This window comes from Paenibacillus sp. FSL L8-0470, from assembly GCF_038008625.1.
Classification (GTDB): domain Bacteria; phylum Bacillota; class Bacilli; order Paenibacillales; family Paenibacillaceae; genus Paenibacillus_AQ.
Genome location: NZ_JBBOZM010000001.1, coordinates 1,278,379 through 1,301,814 on the forward strand (window position 1 = coordinate 1,278,379; position 23,436 = coordinate 1,301,814).

Below are 23,436 nucleotides of genomic sequence, written 5' to 3' on the forward strand. Positions count from 1 at the left end.
GATGTCGAATTATGGGATATAAAGTTTGTTCACAAAATTGTCAGTTTCATAGACGAGATCACATAATGGAGGCAGCTAATGATGAAAAGAGGTTTAAGTTATTTTTCTGTAGGAACGATGTTGCTTGGAGTTCTAACGCTGTTCTTGTTTCACCCGCAGGCTGTAAATGCTGCTAATCCTGCATCGGATTCTTTTACGCTGAAAAGCTACGACAATTTACCATCCAGTGCAATGACGGATCTTGCCTATGGCAATAATACGTATATCGCAGTTGGTTACTACGGGGCGATTATTAAATCAGCGGATGCAGAGACCTGGGTGAACGTAAAAACAAAAGCAGACATCACCTACACTGGAGTGGCAGATCCGAGCTCTTTCACTTTTAACGGGGTAGCTTATGGAAACGGATTATTTGTCGTAGCCGGGAGCGCGGGAGTCATTCTGACTTCACCCGACGGCACAACATGGACGCAGCGCACCTCCAATGTGAGCAAGGGGATAGGGAATGTTGAATTTCTTCAATTTAATGGGAACAGTGCATTCTACGCCACAACAGAGGGGAAATATTTAACGTCGGCAGACGGAATTACTTGGACCTCAGTCGTCCCTACGGGCCTTGCTTCTAGCGATTATGTAACGAGAATAACGGTAGGGAATAATGGATCCAGACTGGCTATTGGCGCCGGGAACGGGAAAATATATTCCACCACGAATGGCACAACCTGGACTGTAGCACAGCCGTCAGGCCCTTCAGGACCATCTATTGGTACAAACATGATCACCTGGATGAAGGACCGCTATTATATTTCAGATCCTTTGGCATATATTTGGACCTCTACAGACCTCTCAACTTTCACTTTACTGGGTGCCCCCTTTAAGCAGAATTCTTCTCAATATAATAATCAGATGTTTAATGGATTTTATGATGGTACGAAATACTACTTGTTCGGCTATGAATCTCCTAATTATGGTGCTGTGTATACCTCGACGAACGGAACCACATGGACGATGCAGCCGTTTAAGAATTATTTTGTGACTCAGAGCTCGATGTTCGTGAACGGAAAATATTTCCGTCTGGGAAATGAAGGAATGATGGTATCCCCTAACGGCTCGGATTGGAGCTATAAATGGGGAGGGGCTTTCTATGAAGTTATCCATGACGGATCCCAATATGTCGCTGCTGGAAAACAAGGGGGCGATGGGGCTATATGGACTTCGGGTGACTTGACTTCATGGAGTAAAGCCGCTTTATCCTCAAGAACAGGAACCTTTACGGCCGCAGCATACGGCAATAACAAATACGTGGCGATCGGTGACGTGAGTCAAACGACAACAGCGCTGGCCACCTCAACCGATGGTTCAGCGTGGACTGTGCGGAGCAGTATAAACGATTCCACATCTTTGACAGATATCACTTTTGGCAGCGGGAAATTTGTTGCAGTTGGGACAGGCTTAGGCTCGGTGCCCAAAATAAAAACGTCGGTTGACGGGGTGGTCTGGAATGAGCCTGTGCTGCCTGTGCAATCCCTTGATGCTCTATATACCGTAACCTATGATAATAATCAATTTATAGCTTTAGGATATGGTTATGATAGCAGCGGCAATGTAGACCAGGCCGGTATCTGGACCTCAGCGGATGGGGACACCTGGGTAAATCACTCCGGTGCTTATCCGAATCAAACGGATGTTTTTAATAATATTGTATATGACGGAAGTAAATATGTCCTGACCGGGTATGATTCAATAACCTATGAAGTATTCTCCCGCACGAGTGATGATCTCTCGGCATGGAGCGCCCCAACTTTAACTGGTACTTATAGTTTCTACGGGGGTTCTACGATGATGGGACAAAAGGGAAACAATATTTATATAGTAGCATACGACAGCAACAATGTTCCGGGGATTTACTACACGGGAGACCAGGGCTCTACCTGGCAGGATGCTGGAGTTGATTTGTCGGACATTGATATCAATGCGATTTATGCACTGATGGAGCTGAATGGTGGAATTGTTATCTCCGGGAGTTCGCAATTAGTGATGGCGGCAACCGGATTCCTAGCGCAAGTGGACGCGCCAACAGCGAATCCAACCGGAGCCGGAGGCGAGGTAGCGTCGGGCACGGAGGTAACGCTGAGCAGCGCAACTAGCGGCGCGGTGATCTACTATACGACGGATGGCACAACGCCAACCAGCAGCACGCTTTATAGCGGTCCAATCACCCTGACGAGCGCGACGACGATTAAGGCCATCGCGGTGAAACCGGGGATGACGGATAGCTCCGTGCTGAGCGAGAGCTACACCATTATGGCGCAGGTTGCAGCGCCGACAGCAAATCCAGCCGGAGGCGAGGTAGCGTCGGGCACAGAGGTAACGCTGAGCAGCGTCACTAGCGGAGCGGTGATCTACTATACGACGGATGGCACAACGCCAACCAGCAGCACGCTTTATAGCGGTCCAATCACCCTGACGAGCGCGACGACGATTAAGGCCATCGCGGTGAAACCGGGGATGACGGATAGCTCGGTGCTGAGCGAGAGCTACACCATTATGGCGCAGGTTGCAGCGCCGACAGCAAATCCAGCCGGAGGCGAGGTAGCGTCCGGCACGGAGGTAACGCTGAGCAGCGCAACTAGCGGAGCGGTGATCTACTATACGACGGATGGCACAACGCCAACCAGCAGCAGCACGCTTTATAGCGGTCCAATCACCCTGACGAGCGCGACGACGATTAAGGCCATCGCGGTGAAACCGGGGATGACAGACAGCTCGGTGCTGAGCGAGAGCTACACGATTATGGCGCAAGTAGCAGCGCCGACAGCGAATCCAGCCGGAGGCGAGGTAGCGTCGGGCACGGAGGTAACGCTGAGCAGCGCAACTAGCGGAGCGGTGATCTACTATACGACGGATGGCACAACGCCAACCATCGGCAGTACGCTCTACAGCGGACCGATCACCCTGACGAGCGCGACGACGATTAAAGCCATCGCGGTGAAACCGGGGATGACGGATAGCTCCGTGCTGAGCGAGAGCTACACCATTATGGCGCAGGTTGCAGCGCCGACAGCAAATCCAGCCGGAGGCGAGGTAGCGTCGGGCACGGAGGTAACGCTGAGCAGCGCCACCAGCGGAGCGGTGATCTACTATACGACGGATGGCACAACGCCAACCATCGGCAGTACGCTCTACAGCGGACCGATCACCCTGACGAGCGCGAAGACGATTAAAGCCATCGCGGTGAAACCGGGGATGACAGACAGCTCGATGCTGAGCGAGAGCTACACGATTGCAGCGCAGCAGGTTGCAGCGCCGACAGCAAATCCAGCCGGAGGCGAGGTAGCGTCCGGCACGGAGGTGACACTGAGCAGCGCCACCAGCGGCGCGTTGATCTACTACACGACGGATGGCACAACGCCAACCAGCAGCAGCACGCTTTATAGCGGTCCAATCACCCTGACGAGCGCGACGACGATTAAGGCCATCGCGGTGAAACCGGGGATGACGGATAGCGCGGTGCTGAGCGAGAGCTACACGATTATGGCGCAGGTTGCAGCGCCGACAGCAAATCCAGCCGGAGGCGAGGTAGCGTCGGGCACGGAGGTAACGCTGAGCAGCGCCACCAGCGGAGCGGTGATCTACTATACGACGGATGGCACAACGCCAACCAGCAGCAGCACGCTTTATAGCGGTCCAATCACCCTGACGAGCGCGACGACGATTAAGGCCATCGCGGTGAAACCGGGGATGACAGACAGCGCGGTGCTGAGCGAGAGCTACACGATTATGGCGCAAGTAGCAGCGCCGACAGCGAATCCAGCCGGAGGCGAGGTAGCGTCGGGCACGGAGGTAACGCTGAGCAGCGCCACCAGCGGAGCGGTGATCTACTATACGACGGATGGCACAACGCCAACCAGCAGCAGCACGCTTTATAGCGGTCCAATCACCCTGACGAGCGCGACGACGATTAAAGCCATCGCGGTGAAACCGGGGATGACAGACAGCTCCGTGCTGAGCGAGAGCTACACGATTTCAACAGCCAATAACAGTTCAATCAGTCCGAAGACTGCAAGCTTCGACAAGAATACGGGCAAACAGGCGGATGTTGTAATAACGATGATGCTGAATGACAATAATCTCACCAGCATCTCAAACGGTGTGGCATATCTTGCCGCAGGAAGTGATTACACCGTGTCAGGCAACACAGTAACGCTCCAGAAGGATTACTTGGCTACGCTGGCAGAAGGCACGACGAGCTTAACGTTCAACTTTACAGCGGGCGCAGTGCAGACACTTGTTATTACAGTAACCGATACGTCGGTGCCTATCCCGGGAGTGCCTTTCCTGCAATCCGCTTTTGCCGGTAATGGCGAGATCAACCTGATCTGGAGTCCGGTTACGGGTTCAACAGGGTACAAGATATTCCAGAGACTTTCTTCCTCTGAATACGGCAATGAAATAGCTACAGTCAGCAGTTCGGTATACAGCTATAAGGCGACAGGATTGAATAATGGAACAGTCTATTATTTTGTGGTCAAAGCGGCCAATGAAGCAGGGGATAGCGCGGCTTCGAACGAATTGAACGCAACGCCAAAAACGGTTCCGGGCGCGCCGACGGATATAACCGCAGTAGCCGGAAATGGACAAGCGGTGGTAAGCTTTACGGCCCCGGCAGAGACCGGAGGCAGTGCAATTACCGGTTATGAGGTTACGGCTTCGCCAGGCAACATTGTGGGGATTGGAACAACAGGCCCCATTACAATTACAGGACTGACAAACGGCACAGCTTATACTTTTACGGTAAAAGCGATTAACGGTGCAGGCAGCAGTGCCTCATCCGCTCTATCGAACGAAGTTACGCCAATCGCGCCATCCGCGCCATCTGGTGGAGGAGGGAATGAGACCCCGCCTGTAAGCACGACTCCAGTGACAAACGACGGTGTTGATGTTTTTGTTAATGGCAAGGTGGAAAGAGCAGGAACAGCAACAACCTCCACCGTGAACGGGCAGAGTGTTACAACTGTCGTAGTTGATCAGAAGAAGCTGGAAGAAAGACTGGTAGCCGAAGGCCAAAGAGCTCTGATAACGATTCCGGTGATCAGCAGTTCTAATATTGTCATAGGCGAGTTAAGCGGCCAAATAATCAAGAGTATGGAACAAAAGCAGGCGGTGCTTGAGTTTAAAAGCGGAAATGCCACTTACACGCTTCCTGCGGCGCAAATTAACATTGAGTCTATTTCAACACAGCTTGGAGCGTCAGTTGCCCTTGAAGATATCAAAATTCAAATTGAGATCGCTAAGCCGACAGCGGATACGCTGAGAATAGTGGAGAATTCGGCGGCTGCAGGGGAGTTTACGCTTGCTGCTCCACCACTTGATTTTGTAATCCGGGCTCAATACGGGGATACCACGGTTGAAATAACGAAGTTTAACGCTTATGTAGAGCGGATGATTGCTCTTCCGGATGGTGTGGACCCGAACAGAATTACAACCGGGATTGTGGTTGAGCCGGACGGATCGGTGAGACATGTGCCGACAAAAGTGGCTAAGATTGATCAACAATATTTTGCCATCGTCAATAGCTTGACCAACAGCACCTACTCGATTATCTGGCATCCGCTGGAATTCAAGGATATGGACGGTCATTGGGCAAAAGATATCGTCAACAACATGGGCTCACGCATGATTATTGACGGCGTTGGGAACGGAACGTTTAATCCTGCTGCAGAGATTACACGGGCCGAATTCGCCGCAATCGTTGTACGGGGGTTAGGTCTGAAACTGGAGAACGGTACGGGTGCTTTCTCGGATGTGAAGGCTTCGGATTGGTATAGCAGTTCAGTGCAGACAGCGTATGCGTACAAACTAATTAACGGGTTTGAAGACGGCAACTTCCGTCCGCTGGACAAGATCACCCGTGAACAAGCAATGACAATGATTGCAAAAGCAATGCAAATCACCGCATTGAAAGATAAGCTACAGAATAAAGAGGCCTCTGAGCTGCTGAGTTCCTTTACGGATGCAGGCAGCGTTTCGAAATGGGCAGTGAGCAGTGCTGCAGATAGTGTTGCCGCCGGAATTGTTTCCGGCAGAACTTCTACACGATTAGATCCGCAGGCATCTATCACAAGAGCCGAAGTTGCCGCAATGATTCAGCGGTTGCTGCAGCGGTCGGATTTAATCTAGACAAGCGGGTAAAAGATTCCGATTGCGCCACTTAGCTGCTGAGGCAGCCAAGTGGCGTCTTTTCTTGTGCCAAAAGTTGTTTCAGTACTTATGGTAATCCCTGTGCTTTAACTGTTTCAGGTTGCTTGGCAGTGTATCTGCTGCTGCAACCTTTCTTTATTTCCCTCCGTCAATACTAGCAGTTAGTTCTTACTGGAACCCATACTACAGGAACGTTAGGGTCGATCAAGGAGATGACAAGATGACAACAACATTTAGATCAATAGCCGGCATCATTATATTGGCAGGGGTGATCGGGCTCACGGCTTGTGATTCTTCTGATCAACAGGCGGCGGCATCTGCATCGCCGACAACGGCGGCTGGTACGGGTGCACCGGCAACCTCACAGCCGGCAGCGAGCGTTTCATCTGCTCCAACCTCACAGCCGGCAGCGGCAGCTTCACCAAGCTCTGGAGCTGGAGGGTCTTCTGCTGCAGCTCTGCAGGATAGCAGCAAGCAGCTGGAAGAACTGCTCCAGCTTGCCAAACAGGGCAAAGTGCCGGGTGTAGAATATGCTGCGCACAGCGGTTTAATAGATGAGGTCGAAGCAGCATGGGGAGAGCCGGACACGAAGGATTCGGCGGGTAAAGGGATGTATTCAGTCTACAGCGACAAACATGTCGTATTTGGCTTCAATAAAGGCAGCCGGATCTTCGATGTCCGCTCAAGCGCTGCTGAGCTGCAGAAGTTGACTCTGAAGCAGATTGAGGAAGTACTCGGCAAGCCGGGCGGCACTGCGGTGAACGGCAGCGATAAGATCTACATATACCAAGCCGGCAAGGAATACCAGCTCAAATTCATTATTCCGGAGTCCTCCGGCACCGTGGATCATATCTCTGTATTTTCTGAACAGGATGCAGTTAACAATATGGCAGGATAATCTGCGGATAAGAGATACTGCTGCTGCAAACCGCAATAGGTAGAGTGGAAGGAAGAGCAAACCTGCAGGAAGTTGCGGGTTTGCTCTTTTTGCCTTTTTCCCGCTGGAGCTGGGTGAAGGCTGGCTGTTATAATAAAGTGATAGATTCATCCGTGGAAAAGAGGTTCAGCTATGCATCTGGAATTAAACGGGAGCGAATATAAAGTGTCGGCCGAAGGAATGACGATCGAGCTGCTGCCTAAAGAATTTGCACTCCTGCAGTTTTTATACCATAACAGGGGGCGGACCTTCAGCCGGGAGCAGCTTCTGGATAAAGTATGGCCGCTGGAGTATCCGGTGGAACGGACAGTGGATGATCATATCTACCGGCTGCGCAAAAAGCTCCGCGGACTTAAAGGTCTTGATATCAAGACGGTACGGGGCTTTGGTTATAGTCTGGCAGTGCCGGGTTTGGGCAGTGTGATGATTACACCGACCACGCATGATCCGGAGCTGCGCGATACGATGCGTGACGTGTTCGGCAAGTTTCATGTATACGGCCAGGGCAAATCGATGCTCACCCTCGCGCGTCAGCAGGACATACTCGGCTATGAGCTGGACCCGCATTATTCCATGGTTATTCACTTTGTGCAAGGGGATTTGGAGTGGCTGCTGTATACGAAAGAGGTGCCTTTAAAGGACCGGCTTTTTTACCTGCTGCTGTTCTACTTTTTCTCCGGCGATCCCAAGCCGAAGCTGGCGTACTGTGAGCAGGTGATCCGGAAAAAACTGCTGCCTCCACCTGATCAGGTGGAATTGGAGATCCTCACAATTCTGGATTTGTTCACCTTAGCGGGGCAGCCGGAGAGGGCGCTGGAACGTCTGGAAAGGTCCTATCAAGTCATTGCTGAACCCGGTTATGAAAATTTCATTCCGGTTATGATGATTGTGGAGCTGTTTGTGCATCTGGTGGCGGGAACCGAAGATGCTGAGCTGGAACGGCTGGACGAGGCTATAGAGGGAGTATTGTTGGACAAGCCTTTTTTGCGGGAGATTGGCAGCTATAAAATAGTAAAAGGACTATGGCGTTTGCGCAACAAGCAGTGGCGTGAAGCAGAGAAACTGCTGGATGAAGGGCTGCAGGTGCTAGGAATGACCGGATTCGTTCCTCTGCCTCTTCATGCGTTGTACCGCATATATCACTTCTGCCGGATGTTCCCTCCTCCTCAAGCGTTGCAGCACAAATATGATAATCAATTTGCAGCCAAGCTTGAGGAATTGGGGTTCGACCGGCTTGCCCAGTCTTTGGAGGATGTGCTGAAGCAAATATTGAAAGCTCTCTGATAATTCTCTGACAATTCTCCGATACAGTAGGATCATGAATTACACAATTCTAAGATTCTAAATGTGACCTGGAGGAATGACAGATGGAGGCTTCAACTAAACAGGGAACCAGCCTGCTGCATAACAAAGTATTCATGCGTGTATACAGCGCCTTCGCCACGGCAACCTTTGGCGATTGGTTCGATACACTGGCCATTCAAGTGCTTGTCGGCTACCGCTGGCAGGCCAGCCCGCTGATGCTGGCGCTGATTCCGGTAGCCATAGCACTGCCGAGCCTATTGCTCGGCTCCGTGGCCGGGGTGGCCGCCGACCGGATGAACAAGCTGAAGCTGATGCGGTTATGCGATCTGCTCACCGCGGTTCTGACCGTGCTGGTATTATTCGCTCCCGATATGGTCTGGCTGCTGCCTTTGCTGTCGCTGCGCGCAGCAGTTTCTACACTGAATGTGCCTGCACAGCAGTCTATGACCCGCAGTATTGTCAGGGAGGACCAGCTGCTTCAGGCGACCTCGCTTAACGGCATTGTAAATCAAGGCTCCAAAATTGCCGGCCCGCTGCTGGGCGGATTAGCCTTGTCAGTACTCACGCCGCAGTGGTGCATTTTACTGAATGCCATTTTTCGTGTCTGCTCCTACCTGCTGCTGCTTTCGGTAAGAAACATTTCTGCGGGAGAGGCAAATCCTGTTCCCGAGTCACCAGAGGAACGGGTTCCGCTTCGCACCATGTGGAAGGAAGGCTGGAGCTTTATGCTGCACAGCCGAGTGCTGCTGAATACGATGCTGTTCGGACTTACGGGGGCATTGGCGATCCAGATGATTGATTTTCAATTTACCAGCTTGTTCCGGATGATTTCGCCGGCCAATGAATCCCTGCTGGGCTGGATGGTTGCCGCTTCCGGTGTGGGGGCTGTGCTCATCATCCTCGTCATGAACAAGCTGAAGCTGGGAACGGGGTATGGCTGGAGACTTGGCACCGGTTATGTGCTGATCGGCGGCTCAGTTCTCGGCCTGGGACTGCTCCAGCCTGGAGCTTCTGTAATCTGGGTGCTGCTGCTGGGATTTGTACTGGGCATCGGGAACGGAATGTTTATTGTAGCCTTTAATTATAGCCTGCAGAAAGAAACGCCTCCACATATGACAGGCCGGGTATTCGGTATTCAGAGCACGATCCTCGGTGCCGTGATGATTGTTGCCCCGCTGCTGGGAGGTCTGCTGGTCGAACTTGCCGGTCCTGGTCAAATCTTCGTCAACTTCGGCATCATCCAAGCTGTTCTGGGTCTGACCGGTATAGTGTTGGGACGTGTGCTTTGGCCAGTTGCAAAGCGGGAGAGAGTAAGTTCTGTAGAACAGGTCAGCTAGTGTGCTGGACAGAAGTGTGCTGGATATTAGTATGCTGGATAGAAGTGTGCTGGATATTAGTGTGCTGGATATTAGTGTGCTGGATATTAGTGTGCTGGACAGAGGTGTGTTGGATATTAGTGTGCTGGATAGAAGTGTGCTGGACAGAGGTGTGCTGGACAGAAGTGTGCTGGACAGGAGTATGCTGGATCTTAGTGTGCTGTATAGAAGTGTGCTCAATAGAAGTGGAAGTGGCTCTAAATGGCGTGACGGCGTAGTTAACTGGTTCAGCGGACGAATTGGGTGTAGGGCAGCAGGGCCTGGAGTTATTTAGTTGTGTTTTGGTAAGCTGGACCTCTCACGTTGCCTCATTTGCCGGGTGGCAGATTTATAGTTGTATTTCGTACAGCTAAAGTGACTCCCCAGGGCCTGATTTTACTTTTAATTGTATTTCGTACAGCTAAAATTAGCTGATTGCCCGAAATTCGGTGGATAGCCGACTTTTAGCTGTACAGAATACAATTAACTCTCCCATATGTGCAAATATCCCTGATATAACTGTACAAAGTACACTTAGGGCTTCCCACTTAGGGCTTTCCATGTAGGACTTGCATAATCAACTTAAACATCCAACAAGCCTGCGTGGCTCTTTGGTAGTTTTAGGTCAGCCAGAAACCATTGGTTGGTCTATTTTTCTTGTTGCAGGAGGACATGGAATCCTCCCGGAGAAATTGTTAGGAGAAGCATATGCTTCAACCGCAGGCTTGTAGGCAGTTGCAGTTATTGAAGGAATTCAAAGCCGGCAATACAATTTCAGGAGGATTAATTGAAATGAGTACTTTCATTTACATGGTACGGCACGGAGAGTCTCCCAAAACCGGAGGAGATGAGAGAGAACGCGGGTTATCTCCCAAAGGTGAAGCAGATGCCCGTCGGGTGACGGCAAAATTACGGAGTGAAGGGATTCATGCATTTTACAGCAGTCCTTATGTCCGTGCGGTACAGACGATAGCACATTTAGCAGAAGAACTGGGCCAGGAGATTGTTCCCGATGAAGCGCTAAAAGAAAAAATCTGGATGGAAGGCAACCGCCCGTTGCCACAAGATGAATTGTATCCAGCCCTAAGGAAGATGTATGCAGACGCGGATTTTGCCTTACCGGGCGGAGAGTCTAATAATGAATGCCGAGATCGGGCGGTCCAAGTCCTTAAGGATATCCTGCGGAAGCACCCGGGTGAAAACATAGTCATCGGCACCCATGGTCTGGTGATGGCCTTAATGATGGGGTATTTCTCCGATGACTATGGACTGGAATTTCTGATGCAGACTACGAAGCCGGATATTTACCGGATGGAATTCACCGGTGAGAAATTGTCAGGTGTAGAGAGAATCCCGCTGTAGGGCTAGCTCTGACTTGCCGGCAATTACACATCCTTCTTCCCCGGCGGCAGCGCGTCTCTATCTAGAAATCATAGAACCTCGCCGTATTCGCAGTCAGCATGGCCGCCGCCTGGGAGGCGGAATAACCATGCAGTGCCCCCCAGGCGGCTGCAACTTCACGAATCATGGCCGGATGGGTGGGCTTCCCGGCAAAAGGACCTTCGAAGGGCCAAGGTCCATCTGTCTCCGCCATTACCAGCTTCGGCGGGTAGCGGAGGGCGAGGTCGCGGATCTCCGGTTCATAGAGAATATCCGGAGTGAAGGAAATATGATATCCGCGTTCGATCATGCGGACAATAGCTTCTTCCGGTCCTTTGAACCAATGAAAGTGCGCGCGGGTAATGCCGTGCTTCTCCAGAAGATCGCAAGCGGTCAGAGCATCCTCGTATACGGCATGCAGTACAACGGGCTTGTTCAGGCGGGCAGCAAGGCCAAGCAGGGTATCCAGCAGCCTGATATACGGCTCCATCTCAAAGGCTTCGCCCCGCTCCAGCGCTTCTGCCCGTGTATAGTAGGGTAATCCGATTTCGCCTAAGGCAGTCATTTCACCGGCATGGCGTTCAATCCAGTCCAGCAGTGCGTAAAGCTCGGGTTCCTGTGGCAGCGGCTGCTCGGGGTGGAAGCCATAGGCCGGTTTTACCTGGACTGGATATAATGCGGCGATTTTCTGCGTGCGGATGCAGGAATCCAGGTTCATCGAGACTGCGATCAGCGATTCGATGTCGAGTCCCGGCAGCTCAAGCAACATGGACTCCAGCTCAGTGTCATTATATTGCTCTAGATGGATATGGGCATCTATCATTGGTTTCTTGAACCTCCTTCTGTTGTCTCCGGCAGACTCCTGATTTTGTTCGATTACCCCTGCTTAGGCTCCATGTTCGGCTTGATGGCAGCATCGGGCTCAAATTTGATTGAACCCAGTTCCATTCCCTTCCCGCCTGCCTTGTACTCCAGCATGAGTGTTCCTATACTTTCCTGCATTCCGACCATTACACTGGTCTCTGCCTTTAGTTTGCCGCCCTCCACTTGGTAATAGGTAACAGCGCCGATTCCTGCCTCCTTGCCGAAATAATCCAAACCATTATCCGTTGCACGGCCGGGAAGCCGCAGTGTTAGCTTGGACGGTTCTGCTCCTTTGACCTCAAGGCGGATCAGTACATCCTTTTGATGGATGGCCAGACTGGAGGTAACGGCAGTGGCAGCTGCCTTATCTGCTGCTGGGAGAGATAGCTCTTTCCACAGTTCAGGCTTTACGACATGGACCTCCTGCGCAACAATTCCGGTTCCGGTACCCCGCGTCAGAATGACGATTGCTTCCGGCTTCCCGTCGTTATCGACATCGGCATAGTGAAGCTCGGGCGGAGAGTTGTAGATTCTTGGAGCTGACCAATTGAAGGTTTGTTTCCGGCCATTCACTTCAAGTATGAATCCTTTATAAGTGTCGCCGTTCTTAAGTGCGGTATATAGCTTGATCTTGGAGTTGTTCGCTGCAACGGCAAGAGGTTCCTTGGGAACCCGAACCGTCGTGCTGACACTTCCGGGCACAATGGATACTGTATTCCCTGTGGTCTCAAGCTTACTTTCAGCTCCGGTAAGATCATACAATGTATCAGCGGGGATATAATTATGTCCGTCCTTTACGATGACAGGTCCTTCTTGCATTTCTTCATTACTGCCGTCTGTTTGTGTATAGGTGATTTGTATGGCTGAGCTGCCGGGTGTAAGGACTGTATTGGAGCTGATATCGCTAAGGGTCAGTTGTTTACGGACATTGTCCCAGATCAATTGGCAGGGATAATATTCGAGCAAGACTCTTGCGGGTACATACAAGATTCCTCCGGAATGGAAGGGATGAAGAGGTGTGAGGGCAGGCTGTCCATCCACAGCAAGGAGTAAGGGAGAAGCGGCGTGAGCAGTATCTATAGGAGACGCAGCCGTACATCCTGCAATAAACAGGGCGATCGCGGCAGCGCCGAATAATTTTTTCATGGGTTAACCTCCAGAGTATAAAAGTTCCAGTCTATTTTATTATATATTAAAACGCCTGCTTTCAGATCACGATCTGTTAACAAAGCAACAACAAGGCTGTTACGAATGGGTCAGGTGCCAGCGGCCAACGTAGTGAAGGTACCCATAATCACAACCCGATCGACAGGAATTCACCGGCTGGAAGCGGAATATTGAAGAAATCTACGCCGGGAAGTGCGGCTTTACGGGGAAAGGCTTGACACATATTTTGCTTAAAATTAACATGGGATTATGAATGGAAATAATGTACTCGCGGTCATTGGCCGCATTCACCGGCGTGGCAATAAGTTCATCGAAAGGGAATTGAAAAAACACAATCTTCAAGGTATCGCCCCCTCGCATGGAGATATTCTATACCAGCTGTTTGTCCAGGAATACATAACGATGCATCAGTTATCTTGCTACATTGATAAGGACAAGTCTACAATTACAGCTTTGGTGGATAAACTGGTGCGCATGGAATACGTCCAGCGGGAGCAGGATCAAAGAGATGGGAGGATCTTTCGATTGTCTCTTACGGCGAAAGGCCGGGAGCTTCAGCCGATATTTGAAGCCGTATCGGAGTCGCTGCTGGCAGCGGTCTATGAGGACTTCGCACCGGAAGAGAAGCAGCTGCTACTCGGCTTATTAGAAAAAATTAAACTGTGAAGCATGGCTGGAACCGGACCGAGGCGGTACAAGAATAGTTACTCTTGTACCGCCTCGGTCTGTTTACGGTAATTCCGTTTCCGCCTCTGAAATTTATATTTGTCGACTTTTTACCGCCGCTTAACGGGAACTAAACCGCAAGCGGCGTTTTTTTATACGTTGATGCATTGTACAACTTCACCTATATTTTGACATAAACCCCTAGAATATTTACGGGAGGTAGTGCTAATGAACGAGATAGAAGTCATCCAGAAACAGATTGAAGTGGAGCGGGCCAGACTAAATCAGATGGAACAGCAGTTTGGCCTGCTGCACCCGAGTGTAATTAAACAATCTATGTTATTGGATGAGTTGATCAATAAATATACTAAATTAGATAATAATGTATAATTAATAGTTATTGGAAAAGAAACGGTCCGCTGGGAACTACACAGTGCCCGTTTCTTTTTTGTGAAAAATCCCTGTAAGCAGAACGATTAATCCGGCCAGGCAAAAAAGCGGAAGCAACAGCAGCAGCAGTGCAATCCCTGCAAATCCATCATGTGCAACAAAGTCCGCATAGAGCAAAGAAATCATCCATGATGCCAAGGGAGAGACAGGAACCATGAGGGTGATCCCCCAAATGATTAATTTTCTCTTTCTGGATTTCCCGCTGCTGACACGATACGCTGCAACTAGAGCAGCTATTAACAGTAACGCTGCAAATACAATTACCATAATTTCAAATCCTCCATTTTAGCAAATCCATCATAGATTTGGTTAATTGTACCATGAAAGATTCGTTCGTAAAAATTTCCTAATCCTGTAATGAAACTGCGCGTACACACGTATTAGCTGGAGTAAATTACTTGGCCAAGTGAAATTTTGCAGGAAGGGAGAGCTTAAGGGATGCAAGAGCGCGCATTGTTACAGCCTTTTATTCTAGAAAGAATGCAGGAAAATACAGAGACAGACCAGCAGTTTACAACGATTTTTGAAACCTACTATAAGCGGATATATAACTATATAGCTTACAGGGTCAGCTGCCGTTATACGGCTGAGGATCTGACGAGCCTGGTATTTGAGAAAACGTTGTCTAAGCTGGACAGCTTTTCCGGTGAGAAAGCGCCCTTTGAGGTGTGGCTGTTTGCCATCGCCAGAAATGTTGTGAACGATTATTACAGAAGCCGGAAGAGAACCCGTCTGTTCTCACTGGATACAGTTATGGAACTGGTGTCCGGCAAAAAAGCCCCCGAGGATTTGCTGCTGGAGGAAGAACGAAATACGAGGCTGAATCATGCGCTGGACAAGCTGGCTGTCAAGGAGCGGAATGTCGTAGCGCTTAAATTCGGTGCCGGTTTGAAAAATAAAGAGATCGCTCTGCTCACAGGGATTTCCGAGAGTAATGTAGGCGTGATTCTCTACCGGAGTATGAGAAAACTCAAATCTGAAATAGGGAGTGTCGATGAACTGTGAAAAACAAGGATAGCGCGCAACGTTTTGCGAGGGATATGGATAACGGTGTTCACAAAGCAGGCTCTGGTGAATGGAAGGGATCCGGGGAATACCGTGAGCTGCTTGAGCTTGGACAAGTGTTGGCCGAACATGATTTCAGCCGCAATACGGATCAGCAGGCAGTTTGGTCCAAGGTTAGAAGCCGGACCGGCAAAGTGCAGGCCGGTTCCAGAAGGAGCCCTTCCCGCAGCTTCAAACGGCTGGTAATGATTGCGGCTTCGCTGCTTGTAGCATTTGCGGTAAGCGGAGCTGTGGTCAAGCCATCCTTTGCCCAGGAGGTTCTGAGCCGGGTGCTTCAGACGATTAATCTGGGACATATCATTGCGAATGAGATGGATCCGGACCAGATCCCTGAAATTCCGGAAGAGATGAAAGGCAAGATTTATGATAAGGACGGCCATCCGGTAGTATCCTTTGACCAGGAGATAGAGAGGGGGCAGATCTTTACGGCGGACGGCGAGCCGATTGTGGATTTTGTAGACGGCAAACCTGTTACACAGCAGGAGCAGGATGTGCTGGATAAGGAAAAAGCCGCAGGTATTTTCAGCGTCAAGACACTTGCAGAGCTGAATAAATACGCTGCCTTTGAAGTGAAGCTGCCTGAATATTTACCTGAAGGGATTGCCTTTGACCACGGAGAGCTTTACACGGGAAAGGACGGGATCAGCAGCAAATATGCCGACTTGATCTTCACCAGTGAGAAGAAAGGCATAAAGTTCTGGATGCAGCAGTCTTATGCTGATCATGAAACGGCCTATGAGATGTCGACCGACGGCAAGATCGAGCAGGTGAAGGTGAACGGGATCGACGCAGTGTTAATGAATAGCAAAAGCTTGGATTGGGAAGCAGACGGCGTATTATACAGCTTGAGCACCCAAGGTTTAGACCGCGAAGAAATCATGCGGATTGCTGAATCAATCCGCTGAGCAGCGGAACAGGAGTTCTCCTTAACGGGGGATCTTTTTGTTTAAATATAGAGCTTATATGCTTCTTGCTATAAATGGACTTAGCAATAAATGTCCGGTTGTCCGTTTGCCGGGTGATTATAATGAAGGTAATCGTTGCAACGAGGATGTGAACGGCTTGGGGTATACGGAGTATATGCAGAAAGCAATTGATTACATTGAAGAGAATCTGCAAGGACCGATTACGATTGAGGATTGTGCGCGTGTATCCGGATTCTCGAAATTTTATTTCCACAGATTATTTAGTATTCATCTGGATGTCACCTTAATGGAGTATATCCGCAGGAGACGGCTTTGCCATGCGATGAATGAGCTGATTCGTGGAAGAAGGATTTTAGATATTGCCATGGATTACGGATATAGCTCCGAGCGTGCGTTCAGCAGGGCATTTCTGCAGGAGTTCGGCCAAATTCCAAGCAGATGCCGGAGTGCTAACTACTCCCTCCCTCCCAAACCATTGTTAGAGGAAAGCTTAAACGACAGTACAGGAGGCATTCTAATGGATTATTTAAGTGAGGTCAGAATTGACAGTCTCCACACGATAAATACCGCCAGCGGCGTAAGAATCAGCAAGGATCCTGAGACGGAGGTCATCACATTTATGAGTGAGTGGTCAGCTAAGACGGGAATCGGCGCCGGGACAAGAAGGTTTGGTTTTGATGTTCCTGTGTCTGAAGAGCAGCAGCAGGAAGGCCTGCGGGGGTATGAATATTGGGTTGTACTCAATCAGGTTGTTCCGGCACTGGCTGAAGGTATAACGTGTAAGCATGTGGAGGGCTGCAGGTACGCAATATTGCGGATTACGGAGCCCTTTGTTGATCCCTTTGAGCGTATACCCCTTGGCTGGAAGAAACTCGCGGTTTGGGTGAACAGCAGGGGATACCAAGCAGCCTGTGACAAAGAGCGTTACTGGCTGGAGGAAGTACTGGAGACCGGGGAATCTGTGGTGATGGATCTCTATTTTCCCATTGAGTAATCAGAAATGTTGAACGCAAAGTTTGGATACTTAGAGCCGCAAGCGTTCAACAGAAGTACCGGGAAAAACGTCCGCTAATATTTAGGTAATCAGCATTTTTTCGCAATGAACGGGAAAGCTGCCCGCTATTTCTGTGGATCCAGTCGTATGTGGAGTTTATGATGGAATTTATAGGGAGGAATTCCCTGTAAAATGCAATGAAGAGACTGTTCCCGCAATATTCCGGGCATATTCCCCTTTAATCCAAGAGTGTCGTCCAGTCAGCTGAGCCTCTGAAACTCAGAAGTTGAATACAGTAACCGAGGGAATGGAACACCGCCCCTTTTTTTGCAGCGGTACAGAGCTACTTCTTTCACAACCAAACTAATAAAATGAATTATTCAAAGGAGCCAATATGATTACGATTCAACTAGCCGAACCGCAGGACGCCAAGACCTTAGCCGAAATACAGAAGAAAACCTTCAACGAGGACGCCCGGCAGTTCCAAAATAAAGAAGAAGACGGGCCACCGGGATATGATTCCAGCGCCTGGCAGGCAGAGATGATGCAGAAGGGACATTATTACAAGCTGCTTGCCGATGATGCCATCATTGGCGGAATGATCGTCTTTCCTGCTCCCGGCGGAGAGGAATGTCATCTTGGCCGGATTTATCTGGATCCGGTTTACCAGAATAAAGGCTACGGCCAGGAGGCCTTCCGCTTCCTGTTTGACACTTATCCCTCAGCACAGAAATGGACATTAGACACGCCTTCTTGGGCAGTCAGAAATCAATATCTCTATCAGAAGCTGGGGTTCATCCGGATCGGAGAGATTCAGGATGGCTCAAGCGGAGAAACCATTATTGAGTATGAAAGATGAACCCCAGGATTCAGGATTTCACATACCTTAGGCAGATTCGGAGGCATCGGGGAGGGTGAAGTCTTTGCCGAGGAAGGCAGCTGCATTGGGCCGGAAATCCATGCGGCTGCTCATGATACTGGCCCTCCAGATCCGTTCGTATGCACAGCTCTGCCCACTTTCGATTTCGGGTCAACGTGCAGACTTCCGCTGTAGCGGATTTCCTGAATATCGCAACCGGGTCCAACCCGGATCTGCTCTCCGCACACTAGCTCGGCTGTGGTGTACTCCAGCTCAATGGCTCCCCCTTGAATCAAGCGGGCAGTCAATTTGCGGAACGGTCCCATCAGGCGCTTAAGCAGCAGAGAGGAGCGCCTGACTATCAGGGTTCCGTCCGTTCTGATCTGATCCGCAGTACAGGAAGAACCGAGCAGAACCGTAATGGATTCCTTCGCACTAAGGCTGTTCACCCGCACAGCGCCTTCCCCCAGAAAGGTCAGCGTATGGATTGCTTCCGATGCCGCGAAATATCCGGAGGAACGGATATGTTCGGCTTGCAGGCTATGTAAACGCAGGCTTCCGAAATTCTCTACCTTTGCAGTAAGACAGGCACCTGTTATAGAGCATTCTCCAGACACTTTCAGCCGTCCCGTCGTAACCCTGCCCAGCGCTTTCAAGTGACCGAATACATCTACGCAGGCAGAGGTGATATCCTCCCGGCGGATGAGAGACCCTCTTACTTTAAGCGGAGGATGATTCAACGCATCTGTTACTGAAGTGTGTTTGTCCAGATGTATCATGAGTAGAGCCCCCTTTGTCGAATTTACTTTAATGATTAAAATATATACATATAATAATATATAGTCAATAAAATAATCATCCACTCAAAAAGCACCGCCTTTCAGTTGCTTGAGGCGGTGCTTGTGCAGATAAGAGAGCTATTCAATAATTTCGTCCATCAGTATTTGAATTTTGGAGAGCGTATCTGCAATCTTGTCCAGCTCTGCGGTAGCGAAACGGTCAAACAGATCAAGAATCCGCCGTTCCCCTTGCTCCGTAAGTATGATATTGACCACTCTGCGGTCTTCCTTGGTGCGTACCCGTTCAATTAGAGCTGCCTCCTCCAATCTATCGCACATGGAGGAAGCAGCTCCCGGCGTAATGACGAATCGTTCAGAGATATCGGTGATATTCAGCTTTCCCATAAGCCGCAGTTGGAACAACAGCATAATTTGGTTCTGGGTCAAGGATTCCTGCCTGTTAATTCTGTCAACGAAGGCTTGGGATTTATGCTGGACGGCTGCCATTCTATCCATCACCTGATGGATAGCTAATGTTTTCTTTTCTTCTGCGCTCATAGGCACGCTCCAATTTGTTATAGTTCTTAAAATATATAGAAGCTATAACTTTGTTGTCAAGCATACCTGCTTCTGCTCAGCGCAGTCCAATATCGTGAAAACGGTTGGCAATCGGTTCACGCAGCAAGTGACGGATCGACTGAATGGCGGCGGTTTCGGCTGCCTTGGCATCATCGAATAAGGTTATTAGTTTTTTTAACCCGGAGGGCGGGAGAGGTTGCGTATGGAGCTCAACCTGTGTGATCGCCTCGAATATTTCCGACAGCCGGGTATAATGTGCGGCGATCTCTTTTGCAGCTGGCCAGTACGCCAGAACTTCCTGTGCATACTTTGCCGCATCTTGTTTGGCCGCAGTGTAGACAAAGAATGTTTCGGCGGCTCCTTCAGCATAATAGCGGCCGGAACGAAGTGCTTCTACAATGGCATCATAAGCCGCAAGCCCGCATGCATAGCCGGACTCCGGCAGCATGATGTCATGGGTTTCCGCTTTGAAGACCGCTTGTATGAATGATTCTTTAATGGCCTGCAGCACATCTATCTCGATCTGCTTCTCGTAGACCTGATAGTAGGCATAAGGCGAGTGGTTCCGCCCCAATTCTAAGTAGGGGAGTTCCTGGCAGGATTCCGCTACCCCGTCCAAATAATAAAATACCTGCTTTTGTTCATGGTATCCGTTCACAATAACAAACCGGTCTTTCCATACCACTGCGCCCGTTCCGCGGTCAATGCATGCTTTGATATCAGAGATGGCCTGCTGCTGGTAGAGAGGAAAGGTAGGCGTGAAATTAAATCCGCCCATTTGGGAGGCGGTTACTCCAATCAGGTCACAAGCTACAAGATGCTCCGCCATCCAATTGTAGGCCGTGGCCGAATCGGAATGGAGCTGCCTGTGAACGGAGAAGCGGAAACAAGCAGCCGTCATTCCGGACAACATACATTTCGGCAAAGTGAACCAGCCTTTCTCTGCCAAAACACTGTAAAGGGCATCTGTAAACGAATGCGATTCCAGGCGGTATTGAAGGGAATGGAGAATGATCTTGCTCATGAATAAATTCCTTCTTTCCGCCGTTCTTGTTCATGGCCTGCGGCGCTAAAATATTACCTTGCCGAATGTGCGCCCCATCTGGGTACAATAGAACGTTTGCGGTCAGGGTAACGTTCTGACACAATCCGGACCCGTTCCATTGCGCGTTTTTCGAGGGCCTCAGCTTTGGCCAGTGCTGCACATAAGGAGGCTTGACGGTGCTCAGCCAGTTGCCCTGTCCCATGAAAGGAAGGCAGAGACACTGCAAGTTCTTCCGTCATTAGGTCTGCCAATTCACTGTATATGTGATGAACTTCATCCAGTCCAGGGATCAGCTTGTGTACTTCCTGCAAATAATCCCTGATCTCCCTTCGTGCGTATCCATAGGAATCCAGAATATATGCGGCACCCGAAGAATCAAAGTCTCCCAGCTTCAAGGCTTGAATCAGGTATGGATAGGCGAGCCGGCCTGAGGCGATTTCCTTATCCGGCCATGTTTTGTAAGGTGTCTCCCAGTCATAGAGTGCCAGACGAAGAGATTCGAGCACCGCATCCTTCAAGGGGATCTCTACCTGATTACCGAACACCTGGCAGTACCAGAAGGAGGTGAAGTTGATGCCGAAATTGTCATACAACACCACTTGGCTCTCCCCGGACCAGCCGTCCTGCAGATAAAATACCCTGTCTGCATCATCATAGCCGTGAATTACCCCGAACTCCGGAATCCAGTACAATGCTCCAACACCGGCATCTATACTTTGTTTGATCCAAGTGATGGCATCCTGCTGATACACTTCGAATGAGCTGTGCCTTGTGCGTCCGCCGTCATAGGCCGTGTGAATCCCCAGATTATCAATGGCAGGTGCATGCTCATTTCCCCACTGGCCGTAGGCCGTGACCGACATAGGCAGAAGCCTGCGGTGCACTGAGAATTTGAAGGCCATGCCGCTAAGCCCGGAGAGCATATACTTTGGTCCTTCAAACCGCTGTGCGGCTGTCAGGATGGCATATAAGGCGTCTGTAAAAGACTTCGATTCACGTTTCATCTGAATATTATTTAGGTTCACTTGGATTCTCCTGTGGATTCAGCAAATCAAGCATCGCTTGGCATCTGCTGCTTATTTTGACCTGCAGCCATTGGGGGGCCAGTATTTGCAGCCATTCTGTAGTGAGCAGATGCTGGACGAACATCTCCGGATCGAAAAAATCCACTTCGTAAATGTCTTTATCTATAAGATGTACCGGAAATCCGAGCCATGATTCTCCTTTGGGCGGAGCAGCCAGGCGGATCTGTGCCGTAAAAGGCTTGAGCTTTCGGACCTGTTCCTGCCGCAGTCCGCCGTCGGCTTCTCCATTGAACCGCCGCTCAGTCAGCTTCAAAGAGCGGATGGAGGATAGCCGGAAGTGCTGGGGCGGACTATGTTCTGCCGTTCTGGCAATGACATGATCATCATCGTAGTGGTTAACAAGCTTCAACGGGCAGATTTCCTGTTCACCCTCCTGCCCATCATGAACAATTCTTACAACTATACATTCTTTGATGGCATGCTCCAGCAGCTCAATATACTGCAGTACATGTACATTTACCGTGAAAATCGGCAGCTGTGCCTCTGCACCCGGCTCCTGGTCATCGGTAAGCCGCTCCAGCAGGCTGCCAATCCGCCGTACTGCCGCTCCATTCTCGTAATTATAGCGGCTGTACCGGTAAGCCAAATATTTCAGAATCTGCTTTTCCCGATCGGTCATATAGAGATAGGGAAGCATGAAGCTGTCATCCTCATAGCAATACCCGCGCTGCTTCGCTACATATTGCAGCGGAGCCCGGAGAGAAGCGGCCATGTATTCGATATCCCGCTGAGCCTGGCGCTTGGAGATTTCGAACTGCCCGGCCAGATGATTGCTGTTCGGATAACGCCCCGCCTTAATCTGCTGGTCGAACCATTGAATACGGTGGATATGGCTCAAGTAAGAGGCTCCCTTTCATGATTATGAGAATCAGAGCTTGGCCCTGTGTTTGTTTATTTCGAGTATAAGGAACCCGGCGGAATGAAACAAGGATGCCTGCACCTGTCTTATGCATATACGCATAAAAGAGAGAGGCATCCCCGACTAAGGATACGCTTAGCCTGTTATAGCATCAACTTTGACTTGCGGCGCTTTACTGCACCGCTTGCATACCTTAATTCCGGTTCCATCGCTCTTCACTTTTGGATAGAGCAGTTTAATGCGCGTAGTTTCACAGATCGGGCATGTCCCCCGGCCCCGTGACGGCAAGTTCCAAAGTACGCGGCCCCGTTTTGTTTTCGGCATAATCTTGAACCTCATTTCACAGTTTGAATGGTACCTTTGTAGTATAAAACAAGAGGTACGACATAAAATGTCGTACCTCTTATAAATCCTGATCCAAATAAATGAAATAAAATACATTATTTATGCTCTTTTTTATATTAATGAATTGATTTTCCCTATATACTTAGCAGAAAAGTCTACTAAAAAGGAGGGTTTGCGATGAACAATATCATCACGATTCTGAGCGTTGCTGCAATAGCTGTCATTATGTTTTTGCTGAATAAATATGTGAAGAACAAAAGCCGGATGCGCCTCGTGCTGGCCATTATGTTTGTGCTCTATATTTCTACGTTTATCATCATAGGCATGTTAAAGGATTCATGAAGATGTCCCCAAAACTGGATACATATTAAGATGAGGAGTCCGTGCAGAGTGCGGGCTTTTTTTTGTTAAAAGAGAATTTATATGCTTCACGCTATAATTTATCCTTCTATTTCCCGCTGAAACGGATACCGTCCTTTTGAGGGCGCCGAAGCCGTTTCCACTTGTCTGTTCATAAAGCAGAATCACTTTCCGATAAAGAAAACAGTTGTTGAATGTACAAAATGCTACATTTT

Annotated in this window: 22 protein-coding genes; 13 read left to right on the forward strand and 9 right to left on the reverse strand. The window is 49.8% G+C overall.

Features of this window, described 5'->3' with window-relative positions; genetic code table 11:
• Positions 1 to 78 precede the first annotated feature (78 nt).
• From NST99_RS05875 to NST99_RS05900, 6 genes are all read left to right on the forward strand, one after another.
• Positions 79 to 6,180, forward strand: a complete 6,102-nt coding sequence (locus NST99_RS05875; RefSeq protein WP_341090290.1) for a chitobiase/beta-hexosaminidase C-terminal domain-containing protein — start codon at positions 79 to 81, stop codon at positions 6,178 to 6,180.
• A gap of 241 nt (positions 6,181 to 6,421) precedes the next feature.
• Positions 6,422 to 7,099: a YjgB family protein gene (locus tag NST99_RS05880; protein WP_341090291.1), complete on the forward strand. Its 678-nt coding sequence runs from the start codon at positions 6,422 to 6,424 to the stop codon at positions 7,097 to 7,099.
• 171 nt (positions 7,100 to 7,270) lie between these two features.
• The gene (locus NST99_RS05885) at positions 7,271 to 8,422 is read left to right on the forward strand and encodes a winged helix-turn-helix domain-containing protein (RefSeq protein WP_341090294.1); all 1,152 of its coding nucleotides are present in this window, start codon (positions 7,271 to 7,273) and stop codon (positions 8,420 to 8,422) included.
• An 83-nt stretch (positions 8,423 to 8,505) separates the two neighbouring features.
• Complete coding sequence (locus tag NST99_RS05890; RefSeq protein WP_341090295.1) at positions 8,506 to 9,780, forward strand: MFS transporter; 1,275 nt, start codon at positions 8,506 to 8,508, stop codon at positions 9,778 to 9,780.
• A 1-nt stretch (position 9,781) separates the two neighbouring features.
• Positions 9,782 to 10,093 carry a hypothetical protein gene (locus NST99_RS05895; protein ID WP_341090297.1) on the forward strand — a complete coding sequence of 104 codons (312 nt, stop codon included), beginning with the start codon at positions 9,782 to 9,784 and terminating at the stop codon, positions 10,091 to 10,093.
• Between the two features lie 497 nt (positions 10,094 to 10,590).
• Positions 10,591 to 11,160 (forward strand): histidine phosphatase family protein, encoded by a 570-nt coding sequence (locus tag NST99_RS05900; RefSeq protein WP_341090299.1) that lies wholly within the window; start codon positions 10,591 to 10,593, stop codon positions 11,158 to 11,160.
• Positions 11,161 to 11,221: 61 nt separating this feature from the next.
• Here the strand turns inward: NST99_RS05900 and NST99_RS05905 are convergent, their stop codons facing one another.
• Together NST99_RS05905 and NST99_RS05910 are read right to left on the reverse strand one after the other, a co-directional pair.
• Positions 11,222 to 12,001, reverse strand: a complete 780-nt coding sequence (locus NST99_RS05905; RefSeq protein WP_341090300.1) for a TatD family hydrolase — start codon at positions 11,999 to 12,001, stop codon at positions 11,222 to 11,224.
• Between the two features lie 53 nt (positions 12,002 to 12,054).
• Positions 12,055 to 13,188 (reverse strand): stalk domain-containing protein, encoded by a 1,134-nt coding sequence (locus NST99_RS05910; protein ID WP_341090303.1) that lies wholly within the window; start codon positions 13,186 to 13,188, stop codon positions 12,055 to 12,057.
• A gap of 270 nt (positions 13,189 to 13,458) precedes the next feature.
• Between NST99_RS05910 and NST99_RS05915 the strand changes: the two genes are divergently transcribed.
• Together NST99_RS05915 and NST99_RS05920 are read left to right on the forward strand one after the other, a co-directional pair.
• The gene (locus NST99_RS05915; RefSeq protein WP_341090305.1) at positions 13,459 to 13,875 is read left to right on the forward strand and encodes a MarR family winged helix-turn-helix transcriptional regulator; all 417 of its coding nucleotides are present in this window, start codon (positions 13,459 to 13,461) and stop codon (positions 13,873 to 13,875) included.
• Positions 13,876 to 14,103: 228 nt separating this feature from the next.
• Positions 14,104 to 14,265 carry an aspartyl-phosphate phosphatase Spo0E family protein gene (locus tag NST99_RS05920; protein WP_081965701.1) on the forward strand — a complete coding sequence of 54 codons (162 nt, stop codon included), beginning with the start codon at positions 14,104 to 14,106 and terminating at the stop codon, positions 14,263 to 14,265.
• Between the two features lie 36 nt (positions 14,266 to 14,301).
• Here NST99_RS05920 and NST99_RS05925 read toward each other — a convergent pair whose 3' ends face one another.
• A complete protein-coding gene (locus tag NST99_RS05925) occupies positions 14,302 to 14,592 on the reverse strand; it encodes a hypothetical protein (RefSeq protein WP_341090307.1) in 291 nt (96 codons plus the stop codon).
• 171 nt (positions 14,593 to 14,763) lie between these two features.
• Here NST99_RS05925 and NST99_RS05930 point away from each other — a divergent pair, with 171 nt between their 5' ends.
• The 4 genes from NST99_RS05930 (at position 14,764) to NST99_RS05945 (ending at position 18,169) form a co-directional block, all read left to right on the forward strand.
• The gene (locus NST99_RS05930) at positions 14,764 to 15,330 is read left to right on the forward strand and encodes a sigma-70 family RNA polymerase sigma factor (protein ID WP_341090310.1); all 567 of its coding nucleotides are present in this window, start codon (positions 14,764 to 14,766) and stop codon (positions 15,328 to 15,330) included.
• A complete protein-coding gene (locus NST99_RS05935; protein WP_341090311.1) occupies positions 15,327 to 16,295 on the forward strand; it encodes a DUF4367 domain-containing protein in 969 nt (322 codons plus the stop codon). The genes NST99_RS05930 and NST99_RS05935 overlap by 4 nt, the downstream gene beginning before the upstream one ends.
• 58 nt (positions 16,296 to 16,353) lie before the next feature.
• The gene (locus tag NST99_RS05940) at positions 16,354 to 17,310 is read left to right on the forward strand and encodes an AraC family transcriptional regulator (RefSeq protein WP_341090312.1); all 957 of its coding nucleotides are present in this window, start codon (positions 16,354 to 16,356) and stop codon (positions 17,308 to 17,310) included.
• A 394-nt stretch (positions 17,311 to 17,704) separates the two neighbouring features.
• A complete protein-coding gene (locus NST99_RS05945) occupies positions 17,705 to 18,169 on the forward strand; it encodes a GNAT family N-acetyltransferase (RefSeq protein ID WP_341090314.1) in 465 nt (154 codons plus the stop codon).
• Positions 18,170 to 18,279: 110 nt separating this feature from the next.
• On the opposite strand, the gene NST99_RS05950 is transcribed toward NST99_RS05945, so the two are convergent.
• The 6 genes from NST99_RS05950 to NST99_RS05975 all read right to left on the reverse strand — a co-directional run bounded on the left by NST99_RS05950 (position 18,280) and on the right by NST99_RS05975 (position 22,840).
• Positions 18,280 to 18,948, reverse strand: a complete 669-nt coding sequence (locus NST99_RS05950) for a hypothetical protein (protein ID WP_341090316.1) — start codon at positions 18,946 to 18,948, stop codon at positions 18,280 to 18,282.
• Between the two features lie 138 nt (positions 18,949 to 19,086).
• Positions 19,087 to 19,506, reverse strand: coding sequence for a MarR family winged helix-turn-helix transcriptional regulator (locus NST99_RS05955; protein WP_341090317.1), 420 nt, complete (start codon positions 19,504 to 19,506; stop codon positions 19,087 to 19,089).
• Between the two features lie 76 nt (positions 19,507 to 19,582).
• On the reverse strand, positions 19,583 to 20,551 hold the full coding sequence (locus tag NST99_RS05960) for a hypothetical protein (protein WP_341090319.1): 969 nt from the start codon (positions 20,549 to 20,551) through the stop codon (positions 19,583 to 19,585).
• A 53-nt stretch (positions 20,552 to 20,604) separates the two neighbouring features.
• Positions 20,605 to 21,597 carry a hypothetical protein gene (locus NST99_RS05965; RefSeq protein WP_341090320.1) on the reverse strand — a complete coding sequence of 331 codons (993 nt, stop codon included), beginning with the start codon at positions 21,595 to 21,597 and terminating at the stop codon, positions 20,605 to 20,607.
• Positions 21,584 to 22,495, reverse strand: a complete 912-nt coding sequence (locus NST99_RS05970; protein ID WP_341090321.1) for a helix-turn-helix transcriptional regulator — start codon at positions 22,493 to 22,495, stop codon at positions 21,584 to 21,586. The genes NST99_RS05965 and NST99_RS05970 overlap by 14 nt, the downstream gene beginning before the upstream one ends.
• 156 nt (positions 22,496 to 22,651) lie before the next feature.
• Positions 22,652 to 22,840 carry a hypothetical protein gene (locus tag NST99_RS05975; RefSeq protein WP_076111252.1) on the reverse strand — a complete coding sequence of 63 codons (189 nt, stop codon included), beginning with the start codon at positions 22,838 to 22,840 and terminating at the stop codon, positions 22,652 to 22,654.
• A gap of 198 nt (positions 22,841 to 23,038) precedes the next feature.
• Between NST99_RS05975 and NST99_RS05980 the strand changes: the two genes are divergently transcribed.
• Positions 23,039 to 23,203 (forward strand): hypothetical protein, encoded by a 165-nt coding sequence (locus NST99_RS05980; RefSeq protein ID WP_341090324.1) that lies wholly within the window; start codon positions 23,039 to 23,041, stop codon positions 23,201 to 23,203.
• The last annotated feature ends 233 nt before the right edge of the window (positions 23,204 to 23,436 follow it).